The organism is Amycolatopsis sp. cmx-8-4 (assembly GCF_046548675.1).
In the GTDB taxonomy this organism is placed as follows: Bacteria; Actinomycetota; Actinomycetes; order Mycobacteriales; family Pseudonocardiaceae; genus Amycolatopsis.
The window spans coordinates 476505-498718 of record NZ_JAEBDZ010000005.1; the positions used below are offsets into that span (position 1 = coordinate 476505).

General features: G+C 71.2%; 13 protein-coding genes. 10 read left to right on the plus strand and 3 right to left on the minus strand.

All coding sequences use genetic code 11. The features are described from left to right. The first annotated feature begins 96 nt into the window (after positions 1-96). From malQ to ACLJQZ_RS13880, 10 genes are all read left to right on the plus strand, one after another. A complete protein-coding gene (gene malQ / locus ACLJQZ_RS13835) occupies positions 97-2061 on the plus strand; it encodes a 4-alpha-glucanotransferase (RefSeq protein ID WP_410620399.1) in 1965 nt (654 codons plus the stop codon). Positions 2062-2150: 89 nt separating this feature from the next. Further along, complete coding sequence (gene glgX / locus ACLJQZ_RS13840) at positions 2151-4271, plus strand: glycogen debranching protein GlgX (protein ID WP_410620434.1); 2121 nt, start codon at positions 2151-2153, stop codon at positions 4269-4271. Next, on the plus strand, positions 4268-6544 hold the full coding sequence (treY, locus tag ACLJQZ_RS13845; RefSeq protein ID WP_410620400.1) for a malto-oligosyltrehalose synthase: 2277 nt from the start codon (positions 4268-4270) through the stop codon (positions 6542-6544). The genes glgX (ACLJQZ_RS13840) and treY overlap by 4 nt, the downstream gene beginning before the upstream one ends. Continuing rightward, positions 6541-8256 (plus strand): malto-oligosyltrehalose trehalohydrolase, encoded by a 1716-nt coding sequence (treZ, locus tag ACLJQZ_RS13850; RefSeq protein ID WP_410620401.1) that lies wholly within the window; start codon positions 6541-6543, stop codon positions 8254-8256. The genes treY and treZ overlap by 4 nt, the downstream gene beginning before the upstream one ends. Before the next feature lie 70 nt (positions 8257-8326). Next, on the plus strand, positions 8327-10474 hold the full coding sequence (glgX, locus tag ACLJQZ_RS13855) for a glycogen debranching protein GlgX (protein WP_410620402.1): 2148 nt from the start codon (positions 8327-8329) through the stop codon (positions 10472-10474). 178 nt (positions 10475-10652) lie between these two features. Beyond that, on the plus strand, positions 10653-12635 hold the full coding sequence (locus tag ACLJQZ_RS13860; protein ID WP_410620403.1) for an alpha-1,4-glucan--maltose-1-phosphate maltosyltransferase: 1983 nt from the start codon (positions 10653-10655) through the stop codon (positions 12633-12635). Between the two features lie 46 nt (positions 12636-12681). After that, positions 12682-14490 carry a maltose alpha-D-glucosyltransferase gene (gene treS / locus ACLJQZ_RS13865; RefSeq protein WP_410620404.1) on the plus strand — a complete coding sequence of 603 codons (1809 nt, stop codon included), beginning with the start codon at positions 12682-12684 and terminating at the stop codon, positions 14488-14490. 5 nt (positions 14491-14495) lie between these two features. Then, positions 14496-15866, plus strand: coding sequence for a maltokinase N-terminal cap-like domain-containing protein (locus ACLJQZ_RS13870; RefSeq protein ID WP_410620405.1), 1371 nt, complete (start codon positions 14496-14498; stop codon positions 15864-15866). Between the two features lie 5 nt (positions 15867-15871). After that, positions 15872-18082: a 1,4-alpha-glucan branching protein GlgB gene (gene glgB, locus ACLJQZ_RS13875; protein ID WP_410620435.1), complete on the plus strand. Its 2211-nt coding sequence runs from the start codon at positions 15872-15874 to the stop codon at positions 18080-18082. Between the two features lie 226 nt (positions 18083-18308). Next, on the plus strand, positions 18309-18701 hold the full coding sequence (locus ACLJQZ_RS13880; protein ID WP_247049010.1) for a hypothetical protein: 393 nt from the start codon (positions 18309-18311) through the stop codon (positions 18699-18701). Positions 18702-18806: 105 nt separating this feature from the next. On the opposite strand, the gene ACLJQZ_RS13885 is transcribed toward ACLJQZ_RS13880, so the two are convergent. The 3 genes from ACLJQZ_RS13885 to ppgK all read right to left on the minus strand — a co-directional run bounded on the left by ACLJQZ_RS13885 (position 18807) and on the right by ppgK (position 22164). Further along, positions 18807-19658, minus strand: a complete 852-nt coding sequence (locus tag ACLJQZ_RS13885; protein ID WP_410620406.1) for an LLM class flavin-dependent oxidoreductase — start codon at positions 19656-19658, stop codon at positions 18807-18809. Positions 19659-19761: 103 nt separating this feature from the next. Further along, positions 19762-21153, minus strand: coding sequence for an RNA polymerase sigma factor (locus tag ACLJQZ_RS13890; RefSeq protein WP_410620407.1), 1392 nt, complete (start codon positions 21151-21153; stop codon positions 19762-19764). Positions 21154-21396: 243 nt separating this feature from the next. Further along, the gene (gene ppgK / locus ACLJQZ_RS13895) at positions 21397-22164 is read right to left on the minus strand and encodes a polyphosphate--glucose phosphotransferase (RefSeq protein WP_371827686.1); all 768 of its coding nucleotides are present in this window, start codon (positions 22162-22164) and stop codon (positions 21397-21399) included. Positions 22165-22214 lie beyond the last annotated feature (50 nt).

The following is a 22214-nucleotide window of genomic DNA, read 5'->3' on the forward strand; positions in this document are numbered from 1 at the left end:
ACCACCGCCGGTGCCGAGTGATGTCGGCGGGTGCGGATGGCGCGAACGGCCGGGCACCGGAATGCTGTGCCAGTGCCCCCCGAGATGCCCCCCGTGATGCCTCCCGAAGACCGCCCCGCCCGCAGCCCCCTGCACGAGCTCGCCGACGCCCACGGCATCGCCACCCGGTACGAGAACTCGGACCAGGTGTGGGTCGAGGTGGACGACGACGTCGTCGTCGCCGTGCTGCGGCAGTTCGGGGTCGACGCGACCGGCGAGGACGCGATCGGCGCGGCCCTGGCCGCCGTGCGCGAAGCCCGGCCGGCGGGCGCGCTGCCGCCGACCATCGTCGTCCAGGAGGGCGTCACCCGGGCGCTCGGCACGGACGCCGAGGTCGTGCTCGAGGACGGCACCCGCCGGCGAGTTCAGGGTGAGCTGCCGGCGGACCTGCCGCTCGGCTGGCACCGGGTGGTCACCGCCGAGCAGGACGTCGTGCTCGCCGTCGTCCCGGCGAAGCTGCCCGCCGTCCACCCCGCCTGGGGCTGGATGCTGCAGCTCTACTCCCTGCACTCGGCCGGCTCCTGGGGCATCGGCGACTACGCCGACCTCGCGACGTTCGCGGCCCGCTCCGCCGCCGAGCTCGACGCGGGCGTGCTGCTGGTCAACCCGGTCCAGGCCTTCAGCCCCGCCCACCCCGTCGAGCGCTCGCCGTACTCGCCGGCGAGCCGTCGCTTCGCCAACCCCGTCTACCTGCGCGTCACCGCCACCGAGACCTTCGAGCGGGCCGACGACGCGACGCAGGAGGCCGTCCGCTCGCTGGCCCCGGACCGCGACGGCGAACTGATCGACTACGACGCCGTCTGGACGGCCAAGCGTGCCGCGCTCGAGCTGCTCTGGCCGCACCGCGTCGAAGACCTGCCCGAGGACGACGACCTCCGCGGCTTCGCCGTCTTCTGCGCTCTCGCCGAGCAGCACGGCGCCGACTGGCGGGACTGGCCCGGGCCGCTGCGCGACCCGGCCGGCCCCGAAGTCGCCGAAGCACGCGAAGAGCTGAAGGACCGTGTCGGCTTCTACGTCTGGCTCCAGCACCTCTGCCGCGAGCAGCTGGCCGAGGCCCGCCGCGCCGCGCGTGACGCCGGGATGACCGTCGGGATCGTGCACGACCTGCCGGTCGGCGTGCACCCCGGCGGGGCCGACACCTGGGCCGTGCGCGACGTCTTCGCCGCCGACGTGCGGGTCGGCGCGCCGCCGGACGCCTTCAACCAGCAGGGCCAGGACTGGAACCTGCCGCCGTGGCGGCCGGACAAGCTCGCCGAGGCCGGGTACGCGCCGTTGCGGGACGTCATCCGGGGTGTGCTGCGCTACGCCGACGGCATCCGCGTCGACCACATCGCCGGGCTCTGGCGGCTGTGGTGGATCCCCCCGGGCGAGCCCGCGCACCGCGGCACCTACGTGCACTACGACGCCGAGGCGATGGTCGGCGTACTGGCGCTCGAAGCGCACCGCGCCGGCGCGGTGGTCGTGGGGGAGGACCTCGGCACGGTCGAGGACGTCGTCACCGAGACGCTGCACGAGCGCGGCATGCTCAGCTCGGCCGTGCTGTGGTTCCAGCGCGACTGGGACGAGCCGGGCCAGCCGTTCACGCCGCCGTCCGAATGGGACCCGGACGCGATGGCCAGCATCTCCACCCACGACCTGCCGACGGCCGCCGGCTGGCTGGCCGCCGAGCACGTCCGGGTGCGTGCCGAGCTGGGCCTGCTGGACCGCGGCGTCGAGGCCGAACGCGCAGCCGCGGCGGAGGAACGTCAAGCCCTGTGGGAACTCCTTGCCCGGGAAGGGATCCCGGACGACGACCCGGTCGTCGCGCTGCACACGCTGCTGGCCTCGGCCGCGTCCCGCCTGGTGCTGACCTCGCCGGCCGACGTCGCGGGCCAGGTGCGGCAGCCGAATCTGCCCGGCACGGTCGACCAGTATCCTAACTGGCGGATTCCCCTTCCCGTCAGCGTCGACGGCTTCTTCACCGCGAGGGGAGTGCGCGCCGCGGTGGCGCCGCTGGCTGCGGCGCGTCCTTTACCCGGATAGCGGGTATACGGCAGCGCACGACCCCCTGTGATTCGCGTCCGCGCATGTGGACGCTCCCCCGGTACCACCCGAAGCTCGAGGAGACACCAGTGCGGCCCTGGCCCGGAACGCCCTATCCGCTCGGCGCCACCTACGACGGAGTCGGGACGAACTTCGCCCTGTTCTCCGAAGTGGCCGAGCAGGTCGAGCTGTGCCTGTTCGACGGCGAAGGCAACGAGACGCGGCACGCGCTCGAAGAGGTCGACGGCTTCGTCCACCACGGTTACCTGCTCAACGTCGGCCCCGGCCAGCGCTACGGCTTCCGCGTGCACGGACCGTACGACCCGAGCCGCGGCCTGCGCTGCAACCCGAACAAGCTCCTGATCGACCCCTACGCGAAGGCCGTCTCGCACGGCGTGAAGTGGGACGAATCACTGTTCGGCTACCAGTTCGACAACCCGGAGGAGCGCAACGACGCCGACTCGGCGGGGCGCGTGCCGTACTCGCTGGTGGCGAACCCGTTCTTCGACTGGGGCAACGACCGCCAGCCGCGGCGGCCCTACAACGAGACGGTCATCTACGAGGCGCACGTCAAGGGCATGACGGTGAATCACCCGTTCGTGCCGGAAGCGCTGCGCGGCACGTACGCCGGGATGGCGCACCCCGCCGTGGTCGAGCACCTGCAGAAGATCGGCGTCACCGCCGTGGAGCTGCTGCCGGTGCACCAGTTCGTCTCCGACCACGGCCTGGAGGAGAAGGGCCTCACGAACTACTGGGGCTACAACACGATCGGGTTCTTCGCGCCGCACGACGCGTACGCGGCGATGCCCGGCGAGGGCGGCCAGGTCCAGGAGTTCAAGGGCATGGTCAAGGCCTTCCACGAGGCCGGCATCGAAGTGATCCTCGACGTGGTTTACAACCACACCGCGGAGGGCAACCACCTCGGGCCGACCCTGTCGATGCGCGGCATCGACAACGAGGCCTACTACCGGCTGGTGGAGGGGGAGCCCGAGTACTACATGGACTACACGGGCACCGGCAACTCGATGAACGTGCGCAACCCGCACACGCTGCAGCTGATCATGGACTCGCTGCGGTACTGGGTGACCGAGATGCACGTCGACGGCTTCCGCTTCGACCTCGCTTCGGCGCTGGCGCGGGAGTTCTACGACGTCGACCGGCTGTCCACGTTCTTCGACCTCGTGCAGCAGGACCCGATCGTGAGCCAGGTCAAGCTCATCGCCGAGCCGTGGGACGTCGGCCCCGGTGGCTACCAGGTCGGCAACTTCCCTCCCCTGTGGACGGAGTGGAACGGGCAGTACCGCGACACCGTCCGCGACTTCTGGCGCGGCGAGCCGTCGACGCTGGGCGAGTTCGCGTCGCGGATCACCGGCTCGTCGGACCTCTACCAGGACGACGGCCGCCGCCCGTTCGCGTCGATCAACTTCGTCACCGCGCACGACGGCTTCACGCTGCGGGACCTGGTGTCCTACAACGAGAAGCACAACGAGGCCAACGGCGAGGACGGCCGCGACGGCGCCGACGACAACCGCTCGTGGAACTGCGGTGTCGAGGGCGAGACCGACGACGCGCAAGTGAACGAGCTGCGCATCCGCCAGCAGCGCAACATGCTCGCCACGATCCTCCTGTCGCAGGGCGTGCCGATGATCCTGCACGGCGACGAGATCGGCCGTACCCAGCAGGGCAACAACAACGTCTACTGCCAGGACTCCGAGCTCGCCTGGATGGACTGGGAGCTGGCCAAGCAGAACGCCGGCCTGGTCCAGTTCGTCGGCGGGCTGACGGCGTTCCGGCACCGGCACCCGGTGTTCCGCCGCCGCCGGTTCTTCCAGGGCGGCCCGGTCGGCAAGGGCGACAAGCTCGGCGACATCGCCTGGTTCACCCCGGCCGGCGAGGAGATGACCGAGCAGAACTGGGACGACGGCTTCGGCAAGGCCGTCGTGGTCTTCCTCAACGGCAAGGCCATCCCCGACCTCGACCCGCGCGGCATGGCGGTGGAGGACGACTCGTTCCTGCTCGCCTTCAACGCGCACTACGAGGACATCGACGCGACGCTGCCGGGCAACGGCTACGGCGAGGCGTGGACGGTCGTCGTCGACTCCGCGACCGGCGAGGTCGAGCCCACGGACGCGGAGCCCATCGAGGGCGGCGGCAAGCTGACGCTGCCCGCCCGGTCCCTGATCGTGCTGCAGCGAACGGAGACGGAATGACGGTTCCGGAGTCGACCTACCGGGTGCAGTTGCGCCCGGAGTTCACCTTCGCCGACGCCGCCGAGCTGACCGGCTACCTGCGCGACCTGGGCATCGGCGCGCTCTACGCGTCGCCGGTGCTCGACGCGACGCCGGGCTCGACCCACGGTTACGACGTCGTCGACCCGACCCGGGCGCGGCCCGAGCTGGGCGGCGAGGAAGCCCGCCAGGAGCTGTCCAAGCGGCTCCGGGAGGCCGGGCTCGGCCTGGTCGTCGACATCGTGCCGAACCACATGTCGGTGGAGACGCCGAAGGTGAACCGCTGGTGGTGGGACGTGCTCACGCACGGCCGCGACTCGGCGCACGCCGCCTTCTACGACGTCGACTGGGACCGCGGCCCGATCCTGCTGCCGGTGCTGGGTGACGACGACGCCGTGTCGGAGCTGACCGTGGAAGGCGACGAGCTCGTCTACTACGACCACCGGTTCCCGATCGCGCCCGGCACCGGCGACGGCACGCCGCAGGAGGTGCACGAGCGCCAGCACTACCGGCTGGTCGGCTGGCGGCGCGGCAACGCGGAGCTGACCTACCGCCGGTTCTTCGACATCACGAACCTGGCCGCGGTCCGCGTCGAGGACCCGGTGGTGTTCGCCGAGACGCACGGCGAGGTGCTGCGCTGGGTCGCCGACGGGGACGTCACCGGCCTGCGCGTCGACCACCCGGACGGCCTCGCCGACCCGGGTGGCTACTTCCGGCGGCTGCGGGAGAACGCGCCCGGCGCGTGGATCGTCGCGGAGAAGATCCTGCACCCGGGCGAGCCGCTGCCGCAGACCTGGCCGGTCGACGGCACCACCGGCTACGACGCCCTGCGCGAGATCGCCGGGGTCTTCGTCGACGCGGCCGCCGAGCCCGCGTACACCGCGCTGGCGGACGAGCTCGGCGTCCGGACCGGCTACCACGACGTCGAGGCCGAGGCCCGCCGCCTGGTCACCGACCGGATCCTGGTCGCCGAGGTCCGGCGGATCGCGGCGCTGCTTCGTCACGAGAACGTCGAGGCCGCCAGGGAAGCCGTCGCCGAGACCATGGTGGCGTTCCCGGTCTACCGCTCCTACCTGCCCGAAGGCGAACAGCACTGGGCGACGGCCATCGCCGCGGCCCGGGAAGCCCGGCCCGACCTGGGTGAAGCGCTCGACGCCCTCGACACGCAGGTGCGCGCCGAACCGGACGGCGAGCTGGCCACGCGGATCCAGCAGACGTCCGGCATGGTCGTCGCGAAGGGCACCGAGGACACCACCTTCTACCGCTACACCCGGTTCGCCGCGCTCAACGAGGTCGGCGGCAACCCGGACCGGTTCGGCCTGGACGTCGAGGAGTTCCACCGGCTGGCGGCGGCGCGCGACGCCGGGTACCCGGCCGCGATGACGACGCTGACCACCCACGACACCAAGCGGTCCGAGGACACCCGGGCCCGCGCGACGGTGCTGGCGGAGGTGCCCGGCGAGTTCGCCGACGCCGTCCGCCGCTGGACCGCGCGCCGGGGGATCGCCGAGCCGTCGCTCAACCTGCTGGCCTGGCAGACGCTGGTGTCGACCTGGCCGATCGAGCCGCCCCGGCTGCGGGACTACCTCGACAAGGCGGCCAAGGAGGCCAAGCTCCGCACCAGCTGGACCGACCACGACGAGGAGTTCGAGAAGGCCGTCGCGGCCTGGCCGGACGACGTCATGGGCGACGCCGAGCTGGCCGCGGACATCTCGGCGTTCGTCGGCCGGATCGAGGGTCCGGGCTGGAGCAACTCGCTCGGCCAGAAGCTGGTGCAGCTGACCGCGCCGGGCGTCCCGGACGTCTACCAGGGCACCGAGCTGTGGGACTTCTCGCTGGTCGACCCGGACAACCGCCGTCCGGTCGACTACGCGGCCCGCCGCGAGATCCTGGCCCGGGTCGTCGACGGCGAGCAGCCGGAGATCGACGCCTCGGGCGCCGCGAAGCTGCTGGTGACGCACAAGGCGCTGAAGCTGCGCCAGGAGCACCCCGCGCTGTTCCACGGCTACCGCCCGCTGCGCGCCGAGGGCGTCGCCGCGGACCACGTGCTGGCCTACACCCGCAGCCCCGGCCTGGTCGTCGCCGTGACGCGGCTGCCGATCGGCCTCGCGGCCGCGGGCGGCTGGCGCGACACCGTCCTGCCGCTGCCCGACGGCGTCTGGACCGACGTCCTGACCGGCCGGGACGCCACCCCGGACCTGGCCACGCTGTTCGGCCGCTACCCGGTGGCCCTGCTCGTGCGAGGAGACGCATGACGTTCACCGTGTGGGCCCCGTCGGCCGAGCGCGTCCGCGTTCAGGTCGACGCCGACGTGCACGAGATGACCCGCGGCGAGGGCGGCTGGTGGTCCGCCGAAGCCGAGGGCATCAACTACGCCTTCCTGATCGACGACTCCGACGAGCCGCTGCCGGACCCGCGGTCGCGGTGGCAGCCGCACGGCGTGCACAAAGAGTCGCGGGTCTACGACCACGCCGAGTTCGACTGGACCGACGACGCCTGGCACGGGCGGCAGCTGGCCGGCGGCGTCGTCTACGAGCTGCACATCGGCACCTTCACCCCCGGCGGCACCTTCGACGCCGCGATCGACCGGCTCGACCACCTGGTGGAGCTGGGCATCACGCACGTCGAGCTGCTGCCGGTGAACTCCTTCGACGGCACCGCGGGCTGGGGTTACGACGGCGTCCTCTGGGGCGCGGTCCACGAGCCCTACGGCGGGCCGGACGGGCTGAAGCGGTTCGTCGACGCGGCGCACGCACGCGGCCTCGCCGTGGCGCTCGACGTCGTCTACAACCACCTCGGGCCCTCGGGCGCCTACCTCGACCGGTTCGGGCCGTACTTCGCCGGCCAGAACGACTGGGGTCCCGGGCTCAACCTCGACGGGCCGGGCTCGGACGAGGTCCGCCGGTACGTCGTCGACAACGCGCTCGCCTGGTTCCGCGACTTCCACCTGGACGCGCTGCGCCTGGACGCCGTCCACGCGTTGCTCGACCGGCGGGCCGTCCACCTGCTCGAACAGCTCGCCGTCGAGGTCGAGACGCTGTCGACGGCGCTGGCCCGGCCGCTGACGCTGATCGCCGAGTCCGACCTCAACGACCCGAAGCTGGTCACGCCCCGCGAGCGCGGTGGTTACGGCCTGCAGGCCCAGTGGTCGGACGACTTCCACCACGCGATGCACGTCCGGCTGACCGGGGAGGACGAGGGCTACTACGCGGACTTCGCCGCGCCGGACGCGCTGCAGCGCGTGCTCCACGACGTTTTCTTCCACGCCGGTACCTGGTCGTCGTTCCGCGAGCGGACCCACGGCCGCCCGGTGGACACCCGGAGCGTGCCCGGCCACCGCTTCCTCGCCTACCTGCAGGACCACGACCAGATCGGCAACCGCGCGGCCGGCGACCGGCTCTCGGCCACCGTGCCGACGGGCCGGCTGGCCTGCGGCGCGGCCATCCTGTTCTGCTCGCCGTTCACGCCGATGGTGTTCATGGGGGAGGAGTGGGCGGCGAGCACGCCGTGGCAGTTCTTCGCCTCCTTCCCGGACCCGGAGCTGGCCGAGGCGGTCCGCACCGGACGCCGTCGCGAGTTCGCCCGGCACGGCTGGGGCGAGACCGACGTCCCCGACCCGATGGACCCGGCCACGGTCGAGCGCTCGCGGCTCGACTGGGCCGAAGTGGACCAGCCGGAGCACCGGGAGGTCCTCGACGTCTACCGCGCGCTGATCCGGCTGCGCCGCGAGCGGCCCGAGCTGGCCGACCCGTGGACGCCCGACCTGCGGATCGACGCCGCGCCGGACGGGTCGTGGCTCGTGCTGCGGCGCGGCGGGCTGCGGCTGGCGTGCAACTTCGGCCCGGGCGACGTCACACTGCCGCTCGGGGCCACGAAGGAGCTGCTCGCCTGGGCTCCGGCCACCTTGGACGGTGGGGCCGCGCACCTGCCGCCCGAGACCTTCGTCCTGGCCGAAACGACACCCTGACGGCGGTTGCCCGGCGGCCACTCGACCGCCGGGCGCGCGCACCCCGGCCTGGATCTGGGACGATTCAGGAATGGCTACCCGACCCTCCGCCGACCATGTCCTCGCCGGACGCCCGTTCCCGCTCGGCGCCCACCCCGAGGCGGGCGGGGTCCGGTTCGCCATCACCTCCGCCGTCGCGGACGCCGTCGACCTGTGCCTGATCGACGCCGACGGCTCGCAGCGGCGCATCGCGCTCACCGAACGCACGTTCGGCGTCTGGCACGGCCTGGTGCCCGGCGTGACGCCCGGGCAGCGCTACGGCTACCGCGTCCACGGGCCCTACGACCCGGCCCGCGGCCTGCGCTGCAACCCGCACAAGCTGCTGCTGGACCCGTACGCCCGGCAGATCACCGGGCAGCTCACCGACCTGACCGCCGCCCAGGGCTTCACCGGCGACCCGGACCGCGGCCCGATGTCCACAGTGGACTCGCTGGGCAGCGTGCCGCTGTCGGTCGTCACCTCGCCCGGCGGCCCGGACACCGGGGCCCACCCCGAGGTGCCGTTCGAGGAGGCGGTGATCTACGAGGTGCACGTCAAGGGCTTCACTCAGCAGCACCCGTTCATCCCCGAGGCGCTGCGCGGCACCTACCTGGGCCTGGCCCACCCGGTGGCCATCGAGTACCTGACCCGGCTCGGCGTCACCTCGGTGGAGCTGCTGCCGGTGCACACCTTCCTCGACGAGCCGTCCCTGGTCCGCGGCGGCCGGCACAACTACTGGGGGTACTCGCCGCTCGGCTTCTTCGCGCCGCACGCGGCCTACGCCAGCGAGCCCGGCCACGAGGTCGAGGAGTTCCGGCTGATGGTGGCGGCGCTGCACGCGGCCGGCATCGAGGTGATCGTCGACGTCGTGTTCAACCACACCTGCGAGGGCGGGCCGGACGGGCCGACGCTGAGCTTCCGCGGGCTCAACGCGCCGGTGTACTACCTGCACACCGACCGCGGCCACATGGCCGACATCACCGGCTGCGGCAACACCCTGGAGGCCGGCTCGCCGACCGTGGTCCGGCTGGTGACCGACTCGCTGCGGTACTGGACGCAGGAGCTGGGCGTCGACGGCTTCCGGTTCGACCTGGCCAGCACGCTGGGCCGGCCGCGCGGCGGCGCGTTCGACGCCGCCTCGACGCTGCTCACCGCGATCACCACCGACCCGGTGCTCTCGCGCTGCAAGCTGATCGCCGAGCCGTGGGACGCGACCGGCGAGGGCTACCGCGTCGGCGGCTTCGGCGCCCAGTGGGCGGAGTGGAACGGCCGCTACCGCGACACGATCCGCGACTTCTGGCGCGGCGCGACCGGCGTCCGCGACCTGGCCTACCGGCTGTCCGGTTCGTCCGACCTGTACGACCACAACCTGCGCCGGCCGTGGCAGTCGATCAACTTCATCACCGCCCACGACGGCTTCACGCTGCGGGACCTGGTGTCCTACAACGAAAAGCACAACGAGGCCAACGGCGAGGACAACCGCGACGGCACCAACGACAACCGCTCGTGGAACCACGGCGCGGAGGGAGAGACGGGCGACGCGGAGATCCGCGAGCTGCGCACCCGGCAGGCGCGGAACCTGTTCGCGACGCTGCTGCTGTCCACCGGCACCCCGATGCTCACCGCGGGCGACGAGTTCTGGCGCACCCAGCACGGCAACAACAACGCCTACTGTCTCGACGACGAGACGTCCTGGTTCGACTGGACGCCGGGGGACACCGAGGCCGAGACGATGCTCGCGTTCGCCCGCCGCGTCGTCCGGCTGCGCGCCAACAGCCCGGCGCTGCGGCAGCCGGAGTTCTTCGAAGGCCGGACCACGCCGACCGGCAAGCCGGACCTGGTCTGGTTCCGCCCGGACGGCGAGGAGTTCGGCGAGAGCGACTGGTTCGCCGACCGCCGCACGCTCGGCATGTGGATCGACGGCTCGAACAGCCAGGCCCGCAACCGCGAGGGCGCGCTGGTCCCGGACCACTCGTGGCTGCTGTGGCTGCACGCGGGCGACGAGTCCACGGAGGTCGTCCTGCCGGGCCGCGAGTACGGCGAGACGTTCAAGCCGACCCTCGACACGAGCACCGGCGACGGCAGCCCGGGCAACCCGGGTCCGCTGGAGCCCAAGAGCCGGGTGACGCTCCAGTCCCGTTCCCTGCTCCTGCTGCGCGCCCCACGCCTCGCCGCGGACCCCCCGGCCGAACCCTACTGACGCGTACCGCCGTCCGGCCGTAACCCGCCGGACATCCGCCGGGAACCTTTGTGCGGAAAGCGTTTCACTCGAACGAGTCTGGGTACAGAACAAGAGAGCCCTGCCTCGATCGTGCGTGATCGAGTCGGGCAGACTGACGACGCCTGCGTCCACACCCATAGAACGAGGGGCGTTGCCCATGACCGGCCGGCTCGGTATCGACGACGTCTCCCCCAGCGTGAGCTGCGGCCGGTATCCGGCCAAAGCCGTTGTGGGGGAACACATTCCCGTCACCGCGACGGTCTGGAGAGAAGGCCATGACGCCGTCGCGGCCACCGTCGCGTGGCGCGGTCCCGGCGACCGCCTGACGCGCCAGGCGCGGATGGTGCCGCGCGGACCCGATCACCCCGACGAGTTCGCCGCGGTGATCGTCCCCGACGTCACCGGGCTCTGGACCTACCGGATCGACGCCTGGAGCGATCCCTGGGCGACGTGGGAACACGCCGTCGAGGTGAAGGTCGCCGCCGGGCAGGGGCCCGAGGACCTGGCCAACGACATCGAGAACGGCGCCCGGCTGCTGGAGCGCGTCTCGCGCCGGCCGGACCGCCGGGCGGAGAAAGCGCTCCTCACCGGCGCGGTCGTCGCGCTGCGCAACGACGAGCTGAGCCTCGCGGAGCGCGTCGGGCCCGCGCTGTCGCCGGAGGTCCGCCAGCTCATGCACGAGTTCCCGGTGCGGGAGCTGATCACCAAGGGCAAGCCGCTCAAGCTGTGGGTCGACCGCAAGCGCGCCGCCTTCGGCTCCTGGTACGAGCTGTTCCCGCGCTCCACCGGCGGCCTCGACGCCGAGGGCAAGGCCGTGCACGGCACGTTCACCACCGCCGCGGCCGCGCTCGACCGGGTCGCCAAGATGGGCTTCGACGTCGTCTACCTGCCGCCGATCCACCCGATCGGCCGGGTGAACCGCAAGGGCCCCAACAACACCCTCGACGCGACCCCGGACGACGTCGGCTCGCCGTGGGCGATCGGCGCCGACGAGGGCGGGCACGACGCCATCCACCCGGACCTCGGCACCTTTGACGACTTCGACGCCTTCGTCGCCCGCTCGGCGGAGCTCGGCATGGAGGTGGCGCTCGACTTCGCGCTGCAGGCCGCGCCCGACCACCCGTGGGTCCTCAAGCACCCCGAGTTCTTCACCACACGCCCGGACGGCTCGATCGCGTACGCGGAGAACCCGCCGAAGAAGTACCAGGACATCTACCCGATCAACTTCGACAACGACCCCAAGGCCGTCTACGAGGAGATGCTGCGGGTCATGCTGGTCTGGGCCGAGCACGGGGTCAAGATCTTCCGGGTCGACAACCCGCACACCAAGCCGCCGGACTTCTGGGCCTGGCTGATCCAGTCGGTGAAGGACGCCCACCCGGACGTCCTGTTCCTGGCCGAGGCGTTCACCCGCCCGGCGCGGCTGTGGGGCCTGGCCCGGCTCGGCTTCACCCAGAGCTACACCTACTTCACCTGGCGGACCGGCAAGCAGGAGCTGATCGACTTCGCCGTGGACCTGCGGGACCACTGGAACGAGGGCCGGCCGAACCTGTTCGTCAACACCCCGGACATCCTCCACGAGTCGCTGCAGCGCGGCGGCCCGGGCATGTTCGCGCTGCGGGCCGCGCTCGCCGCGACGATCGCGCCGACGTGGGGTGTCTACTCGGGCTACGAGCTGTTCGAGCACGCCCCGGTCCGCGACGGCAGCGAGGAGTACCTGGACTCCGAGAAGTACCAGCTGCGCCCGCGCGATTTCGACCGCGCGCTCGCCGAGGGCCGGTCGCTGGAGCCGTGGATCGCGAAGCTGAACGCCGTCCGCCGCGCGCACCCCGCGCTGCAGCAGATGCGCACCCTGCACTTCCACCACGTCGACAACGACGCACTGCTGGCCTACTCCAAACAGGACCCGGCCACCGGTGACACGGTGGTCACCGTCGTCAGCCTCGACCCGTACGCGGCGCAGGAGGGCACGCTCTGGCTCGACACGGGCGCGCTCGGTTTCGAGGCGCACGAGCGGCTGATCGCCCACGACGAGGTCACCGGCGACACGTGGGACTGGGGACAGGTCAACTTCGTCCGGCTCGAACCGTGGCGGGCCGTGGCCCACGTGGTCTCGGTCCGGCGCCGGCTGGCCGGGTAAGCGGGCTTAGGGACTTGAAGGACTTGAAGGACTAGAGGTGGAACACATGGCGGAGGAGACCCGCCCCGACGCGGCGCTCGGGCTCGAGGGCGTGCCGCACACCGGTGAGGCCATGACGGCCGACGGGCTGCTGGTCGAACCCCAGGCCGAGGACTTCCGCTCGGCGCAACAGGCGCCGAGCAACCCGGCGTGGTTCAAGGGCGCGGTGTTCTACGAGGTGCTGGTGCGCGCCTTCGCCGACTCGAACGGCGACGGCACCGGCGACCTGCGCGGCCTGGCCGGCCGGCTGGACTACCTGGCGTGGCTGGGCATCGACTGCCTGTGGCTGCCGCCGTTCTACGCGTCGCCGCTGCGCGACGGCGGGTACGACATCAGCGACTTCCGGGCCGTGCTGCCGGAGTTCGGCAGCGTCGAGGACTTCGTCTTCCTGCTGAACGAGGCGCACCGGCGCGGCATCCGCGTGATCACCGACCTGGTGCTCAACCACACGTCGGACGCGCACCCGTGGTTCCAGCAGTCGCGCAGCGACCCGGACGGCCCGTACGGCGACTACTACGTGTGGAGCGACGACGACTCCCGCTACGCCGACGCGCGGATCATCTTCGTCGACACCGAGTCGTCCAACTGGACGTACGACCCGGTGCGCGGCCAGTTCTACTGGCACCGGTTCTTCTCCCACCAGCCCGACCTGAACTTCGAGAACCCCGACGTCCAGAACGCCATGATCGACACCCTGCGGTTCTGGCTGGACCTGGGCATCGACGGCTTCCGCCTCGACGCCGTGCCGTACCTGTTCGAGCAGGAGGGCACCAACTGCGAGAACCTGCCGCGCACGCACGAGTTCCTCAAGCGCTGCCGCAAGGTCGTCGACGACGAGTACCCCGGCCGGATCCTGCTGGCCGAGGCGAACCAGTGGCCCTCCGACGTCGTCGAGTACTTCGGCGACCCGGCGGTCGGCGGCGACGAGTGCCACATGGCGTTCCACTTTCCGCTGATGCCGCGGATCTTCATGGCCGTGCGCCGCGAGTCCCGGTTCCCGATCTCGGAGATCCTCACCCAGACCCCGCAGATCCCCGACGGCACCCAGTGGGGCATCTTCCTGCGCAACCACGACGAGCTGACCCTCGAGATGGTCACCGACGAAGAGCGCGACTACATGTACACGGAGTACGCCAAGGACCCGCGGATGAAGGCCAACATCGGCATCCGCCGGCGGCTGGCCCCGCTGCTCGACAACGACCGGAACCAGCAGGAGCTGTTCACGGCGATGCTGTTGTCCCTCCCGGGCTCGCCCGTTCTGTACTACGGTGACGAGATCGGCATGGGAGACAACATCTGGCTCGGCGACCGCGACGCGGTGCGCACACCCATGCAGTGGACCCCGGACCGCAACGCCGGGTTCTCCTCCTGCGACCCGGGCCGGATCTACCTCCCGGTGATCATGGACCCGGTCTACGGCTACCAGGGCCTGAACGTCGAAGCCCAGTCCAACAACGATTCCTCCCTGCTCAACTGGACCCGGCGGATGATCGAAGTGCGCAAGCAGCACCACGCCTTCGCCGAAGGGGAGTTCGTCGACCTCGGCGGCTCCAACCCGAGCGTGCTGGCCTACAAGCGCCAGTGGCGGCGCCCGGACGGCGGTGAGGACACGGTGCTCTGCGTGAACAACCTCTCCCGCTTCCCGCAGCCGGTGGAGCTGGACCTGTCCGCGCACCGCGGGTGCGTGCCGGTCGAGCTGACCGGCGGCGTGCGCTTCCCGGGCATCGGGGAGCTGTCCTACCTGCTGACGCTGCCGGGGCACGGCTTCTACTGGTTCCAGCTGACGACCCCGGGAGACGAAGGCGAAGCGAGGTGAGTTCCGTGTCCGAGACCAGTGAGCTGGTCGACGCACTGACCGGCGATCTGGCCCGGTGGCTGCCGGCCCAGCGCTGGTTCGCCGGCAAGGACCGGCCGGTGACCGGTGTCCGGCCGCTCGGCGTGACCGAGCTGGTCGAAGGCGACCCGCAGCTGCTGCACCTGGTCATCGAGGTGATCCAGGGCGACCGCCGCGAGCCTTACCAGCTGCTCGTCGGCCGGCGGACGCACCCACCGGAGATCGCGTCGGGCAGCTGGATCGTCGCCGGCGGCGACCTGAACGCCTACGAGGCGTCCGCGGACGCGGACCTGACCGGCGTGCTGCTGGACCTGATGGCGAGCGAGGGCCGCGTCGGCGCGCTCGGCTTCGGGCACGAGCCCGGCGTCGAGCTGGAGACCGGGCTGCGCGCCCGGCCGATCTCGTCGGAGCAGAGCAACACCTCCCTGGTCTACGGCGGGCAGTACATCCTCAAGCTGTTCCGCAAGCTGACCCCGGGCCAGAACAAGGACCTGCTCCTGCACCGCGCGCTGCAGGAGATCGGCAGCAAGCACATCGCGCAGCCGCTCGGCTCGATCACCGGCGACCTGGACGGCGAGCCGACCACGGTCGGCATGCTCCAGCAGTTCATCCCGGACGCGGTCGACGGCTGGGCGATGGCCACCACCAGCGTCCGCGACCTGATGGCCGGCCCGGAGCGGCACGCCGAGGAGGTCGGCGGCGACTTCGCCGGCGAAGCCGAACGGCTGGGCCGCGCGGTCGCCGAGGTGCACGCGGATCTGGCTTCGGCGCTCGGCACCGAGGGCGTCGACGCCGACGAGCTGGACCGCACGATGAAGGCCATGATCGCGCGGCTGGACACCGTCGCCGGGCTGGTCCCGGAACTGGCCGCGTACGCGCCGGCGCTGCGGGCGTCGTTCGAGACGCTCCGGACGCTGCCCGCCGACGCGGTCTCGATGCAGTTCATCCACGGCGACCTGCACCTGGGCCAGGTGCTGCGGACGGTCACCGGCTGGCTGCTCATCGACTTCGAGGGCGAGCCCGCGGCCCCGGTCGAGGAGCGGCACGCGCTCAGGTCGCCGTTGCGCGACGTGGCGGGCATGCTGAGGTCGTTCGACTACGCGGCCCAGCAGATGCTGGTCGGGCAGCCGGATCCGGAGCACGTCGAGCGGGCGCACGAGTGGTCGGCCCGCAACCGCACGGCGTTCTGCGAGGGCTACGCCGCGGTCGGGGCCGACCCCCGCGACCAGGGTGAGCTGTTGCGGGCATTCGAACTGGACAAGGCGATCTACGAAGTGAGCTACGAGCACGCGAACCGGCCCGATTGGCTGGGCGTCCCGCTCGCCTCGATCGCCCGGATCATGCGGGGAGATGGGTGAAGCACGTGAACGCGGTACCGGAGAACCTCCCGGACGCGGCCCCGCCGGCCGCCGACATCGACCGGCTGCTGGCCGGCTCGCACCACGACCCGCACTCGGTGCTGGGCGTGCACGCCGTGGGCCAGGGGTTCGCGGCGCGGGCGCTGCTGCCCGGGGCCAAGGCCGTCGCGCTGAGCATCGGTGAGCACCGGTACCCGATGGAGCCGGTGATCGACGCGCTCTTCGCCGTCGCCGTCCCGGAGCACCCCGGCGACTACCGGCTGGAGGTCGAGTACGACGGCCACAGCGTCACCGCCGACGACCCGTACCGCTGGCTGCCCACGGTCGGCGAGCTGGACCTGCACCTGATCGGCGAAGGACGGCACGAGCGGCTCTGGGAGGCGCTCGGCGCGCACGTGCGCTCCTACGACACGCCCGGCGGAGCCGTCGAGGGCACGTCGTTCGCCGTCTGGGCGCCGAACGCCCGCGGCATCCGCGTGATCGGCGACTTCAACGGCTGGGACGGGCGCGGGCACGCGATGCGCTCGCTCGGCTCGTCCGGGATCTGGGAGCTGTTCGTGCCCGGCGTCGAGGTCGGCGCCTGCTACAAGTTCCGCATCCTCGGTGCCGACGGGAACTGGCAGGAAAAGGCCGACCCGATGGCGTTCGGCGCGGAACACCCGCCGGCGACGGCCTCGGTCGTCACCCGGTCCGAGTACGTCTGGGAAGACGACGAGTGGGTCGCGCGGCGCGAGGCGACCAACTGGGCCGCGGCGCCGATGAGCGCCTACGAGGTCCACCTCGGCTCGTGGCGGCCCGGCCTGAATTACCGCGAGCTGGCCGACCAGCTCGGCGACTACGTCGTCGAGACCGGCTTCACGCACGTCGAGCTGCTGCCGGTGTCGGAGCACCCGTTCGGCGGCTCCTGGGGCTACCAGGTGACGTCGTACTACGCGCCGACGTCCCGCTTCGGCTCGCCCGACGACTTCCGCTACTTCGTCGACCGCCTGCACCAGCGGGGGATCGGCGTGCTCGTCGACTGGGTGCCCGCGCACTTCCCCAAGGACATCTGGGCGCTGGCGAAGTTCGACGGCACGGCGCTGTACGAGCACGCGGACCCGCGCCGCGGCGAGCAGCCCGACTGGGGCACGCTCGTGTTCGACTTCGGCCGCAACGAGGTCCGCAACTTCCTCGTCGCCAACGCGCTGTTCTGGATCGAGGAGTTCCACCTCGACGGCCTGCGCGTCGACGCGGTGGCGTCGATGCTCTACCTCGACTACTCCCGCAAGGAAGGGGAGTGGCTGCCGAACCAGTACGGCGGCCGCGAGAACCTGGACGCGGTGCGGTTCCTGCAGGAGCTGAACGCGACCGTCTACAAGCGACACCCGGGCGTGGTGATGGTGGCCGAGGAGTCGACCGCCTGGCCGGGCGTCACGCGCCCGACCCACTTGGGCGGTCTCGGTTTCGGCTTCAAGTGGAACATGGGGTGGATGCACGACACGCTCCGCTACCTGTCCCACGAGCCGATCCACCGCGCCTACCACCACAACGAGATGACGTTCTCGCTCGTGTACGCGTGGAGCGAGAACTTCGTCCTGCCGCTGTCGCACGACGAAGTGGTGCACGGCAAGGGATCCCTGTGGGGCCGGATGCCGGGCGACGACTGGAACAAGGCGGCCGGGCTGCGCTCGCTGCTGGCGTTCATGTGGGCCCACCCGGGCAAGCAGCTGCTGTTCATGGGCGGCGAGTTCGGCCAGCCGCAGGAGTGGTCCGAGCAGCGGTCGCTCGACTGGCACCTGCTCGACGAGCCGCTGCACCGCGGTGTGCAGGACCTGCTGCGGGCGCTGAACTCGGTGTACAAGACGACGCCGGCGCTGTTCAGCCAGGACACCTCGCCGGAGGGCTTCGCCTGGATCGACGCCAACGACTCCGGCGGCAACGTCCTGAGCTTCCTGCGTATCGGCGCCGACGGCTCGCGCTTGGCGTGCGTCGCCAACTTCGCCGGCGTCCCGCACCACGATTACCGGGTCGGCCTCCCGTCCGCGGGCCGCTGGCGCGAGGTGGTCAACACCGACGCCGAAGCCTACGGCGGCTCGGGCGTCGGCAACCTGGGCGCGGTGGAAGCGGTCACCTCACCCTGGCACGGCCAGCCGGCCTCGGCGATCCTCCAGCTCCCGCCCGCCGGAGTCCTCTGGCTCGCCGAGGAAACACCCCCGGCGGTCCCCGAACTCCCGTAGCAGCCCTTCACGCGTGCTCAAAGGGTCGACACGCGTGATCCGGAAGCCGACACGCGTGATGGGAGGGTCGACACGGCCACAACGGCCGTGTCGACCTCCCAATCACGCGAGTTGACCTCCCAATCACGCGAGTTGACCTCCCAATCACATGAGTTGGCGTTCTGATCACGGGAGTTGACGCGAAAACGGGTCCGGCGGGCCCGCGTCGCGGGCTTACGATGAGGGCATGGCCGGCGCCGGAGGCGTCCTCGGGAACCTGATCCTGTTCGCCGTGGTCTGCATCATCCCCACGGTGCTCTTCTGGTGCGCCCTGCGCGCCCCGGCCCTGCTGCGGCGGGCGCGGGAGAAGTTCGCGAAGCCGCAGCCGCAAGGGCCGCCGATCGAGCGGGTCGCCGCGGACCTGCGCCGGGTACACCGGCTGCTCGTCGACTACCCGTCCGGCACCTCGGCCGCGCGGCGGTACGGCACCCGGCAGGCCTACGACGAGCTGCTCGCCCAGGCCTGCCGGCAGATCGGCGTCCCGCACCGGCTCGCCGAGCTGCCCGAGGGCATGGACCGCGAGATCGAACGCCTGCGCGTCGAGCAGTCGCTGCGGGAGCGCGGCCTGGCCGTCCCCTGAGTTGTACAGGACGTGTACGCCCGGCGGCACCGTGATCCGGCTGTCCGTTGTGGACGCCACTGGCCTCGGCCACTGGCCGCCTGCGACGACTACGTCCCGGCGGTATCACAGCACGATCTCGGCGAGCCGCTCGACGTCGTCGATCTCGTCGGTGGCCGGGTTGAAGATCAGCTCGTCCGCACCGAGGGCGGCGAACTCCTTCACCGCGGCCCGCACGGCTTCCGGCGTCGTGCGGACGTTGTCCACGACGACCTTGGCCATCTCGCCCATGTTGCTGTAGTAGTCGCCGACCTTCTCGCGTCCGGTGTCCGGCTCGCCGAGCGCGTAGTAGACGATGGCGACGAGCCGCGGTTCGCCCTCGCGACCGCCGTCACGCCAGGCCGCACGGGCCTTGTCGAAGGCGTCGGCGACCATCGCGGGCGGCATCGAGCCGCCGACGTAGCCCTGGCCGTGCTTCGCCATCCGGGCCAGGGCGTTCGGCGCGAACCCGCCGAACAGCAGCGGCACCTCGCGCGTGCCGGCCGGTACCGCCGCGTTGACCCCGCCGCCGACGGGCTCGCCGTTCCAGACGTCCCGGTAGACCTCGAGGTCGGCGTCGATCCGCTTGCCGAGCCCCTTCGGGCCGAGCCCGTCGGTGACGAAGTCGTCCGGCCGGCCGCCGATCCCGATGCCGAGGGTGAGCCGGCCGCCGGAGACGCCGTCGATGCCGGCGATCTCCTTCGCCAGCAGCACGGGCGGCCACACGGTGCCGAGCAGGACGTTGCTGACCAAGCCGATCCGCGACGTCGCGCCGGCCGCGGCGGCCAGCGCGACGGTGTCCATCACACCGGGGTAGGCGATCCGGCCGACCGTGCCGAGCGTCGAGAACCCGGCGGCCTCGGCGCGCGCGGCCCAGCTGGGAAGGAGGGCCGGGCGCATGTCCCGGACCTGGTTCGGCAATCCGATGCCGATCTGCAATGGAGGCTCCTCACGAGGGAAAATGATCTCCATCCCACCATCCCGGAAAACGAAGAACCCCGCCACGATCGTGGCGGGGTTCTTCGTTGATAACGAAGGAAAATCAGTCGAGATAGTCGCGCAGCACCTGGGACCGCGACGGGTGACGCAGCTTCGACATCGTCTTCGACTCGATCTGCCGGATGCGCTCACGGGTCACCCCGTACACCTGGCCGATCTCGTCGAGCGTGCGCGGCTGGCCGTCCGTCAGGCCGAAGCGCAGCCGGACGACGCCCGCCTCGCGCTCGGACAGCGTCTGCAGCACCGACTGGAGCTGGTCCTGCAGCAGCGTGAACGACACGGCGTCGACCGCGACGACGGCTTCGGAGTCTTCGATGAAGTCACCGAGCTGGGAGTCGCCCTCGTCGCCGATGGTCTGGTCGAGCGAGATCGGCTCACGCGCGTACTGCTGGATCTCCAGGACCTTCTCCGGGGAGATGTCCATTTCCTTGGCCAGCTCTTCCGGGGTCGGCTCGCGGCCGAGGTCCTGGAGCAGCTCACGCTGTATGCGGCCGAGCTTGTTGATGACCTCGACCATGTGCACCGGGATGCGGATGGTGCGGGCCTGGTCGGCCATCGCGCGGGTGATCGCCTGGCGGATCCACCACGTGGCGTACGTCGAGAACTTGTAGCCCTTGGTGTAGTCGAACTTCTCCACCGCGCGGATCAGGCCGAGGTTGCCCTCCTGGATGAGGTCCAGGAACGCCATGCCGCGGCCGGTGTAGCGCTTGGCCAGCGACACCACGAGCCGGAGGTTCGCCTCCAGGAGGTGGTTCTTGGCCCGCTCGCCGTCACGCACGATCCACTTGAGATCGCGGCGCATCTGCGTGACGAGCTTCTCGCCCTCTTCTTCGGCCGTGCGCACCCGCTCGGCGGCGTAGAGCCCGGCCTCGATCCGCTTGGCGAGCTCCACCTCCTCCTCCGCGTTCAGCAGCGCGACCTTGCCGATCTGCTTGAGGTAGGCACGCACGGAGTCGGCCGACGCGGTGAGCTCGGCGTCCTTGCGCGCCTGGCGCAGGGCCTCCGACTCCTCCTCGTCCCAGACGAAGTCCGGGCTGTCGGGGCTCTTGGCCGCGGCCGCCTTGTCGGCGGCCGCGCCGCGACGGCGCTGCGCCGGGGTCTCCTCGTCGGATTCCTCGTCGTCGTCGTCGGCTTCCGGCTCTTCGACGACCGTCTCGTCGACGACGACGACATCGACGTCGACCTCGACTTCTTCCAGGTCCGCCAGGTCGGGCGAGTCGAGCTCGCCTTCGATGCCCTCGGGACCGTCGGGCTCGCCGTCCTCGCCCTTGGTCCCGGGCTTCTTCGCCGGTGCCTTCTTCGCCGGAGCCTTCTTGGCCGTGGTGGTCTTGCGTGCCGCTGGCTTCGCCGTCCCGGTGGCTGCCTCTTCGGCCGGCTCGCCGGCTGCGGTCGCTGTCTTCGTCCCGCCTCGGGTTGCGGTTCTTGCGGCTGCCACTTACGCCCTTTCGCAGCGGTCGATCATGACGAGCAGCGGACTAGGAGCCACTGCTGCCCCACATTCGGGGAACACGCCTCGGCCTGCGGTTTTGGCCTCCGCAGCCGTGGGCCGTGTTCCATTGTAACGGCGGTACGCGCGTGCGTCGCGAAGCGATCACCCTCCGGCCTGCCGGAGGTGTCGAATCGGCGTCGAAACCGGCCCTGGATCCAGCGCCGTTCCAGCGCCGTTCCAGCGCCGGATCTAGTGCTGGATGCCCTCGGCCGCGGCGGCCGCGGCCCCGACGATCCCGGCGTTGTTCAGCAGCTTCGCGACCAGCACCGGAGTCCGGATGTCCAGCAGCGGCACCCATTTCTCGGCCTTCTTGCTGACACCGCCGCCGACGATGAACAGATCCGGCCAGATCAGGTTTTCCAGCACGGTCAGATAACGGTGCACCCGCTTGGACCATTCGGGGTAGGTCAGGCCCTCGTTGTCCTTCACCGACGCGGCCGCGCGCTTCTCCGCGTCGTGGCCGTCGATCTCCAGGTGACCGAACTCGGTGTTCGGGACGAGCTTGCCGTCCTGGAACACCGCGCTGCCGATGCCGGTGCCGAAGGTCAGCAGCGCCGTGACGCCGGTGCGCGCGACGGGGTCGCCGAAGCGGATCTCCGCCATGCCGGCCGCGTCGGCGTCGTTGAGCATCGCGACCTGGTCGACGCCGACCCCGAGCCGCTTGGCGAACAGCGCGTCGGCGTCGGTGCCGATCCACTGCTTGTCGATGTTGGCCGCGGTGTGCGCGACGCCCTTCTTCACGACCGCCGGCAGGGTCACGCCGACCGGCCCGCCCCAGCCCGCCTGCGCCACGATCTCGGCGACGACGTCCGCCACCGCCGACGGGGTGGACGGCTTGGGCGTCTCGATCCGGATCCGGTCGCCGATGAGCTGCCCCCGGTCCAGGTCGACCAACGCGCCCTTGATCCCGCTGCCGCCGATGTCGATGCCGAAACCTCGGCGGGTCGCCTCCACCACGGACGTGGTCCCTTCTCGCACGATTCAGAAGCCTGCCTCGGAGACTTTAA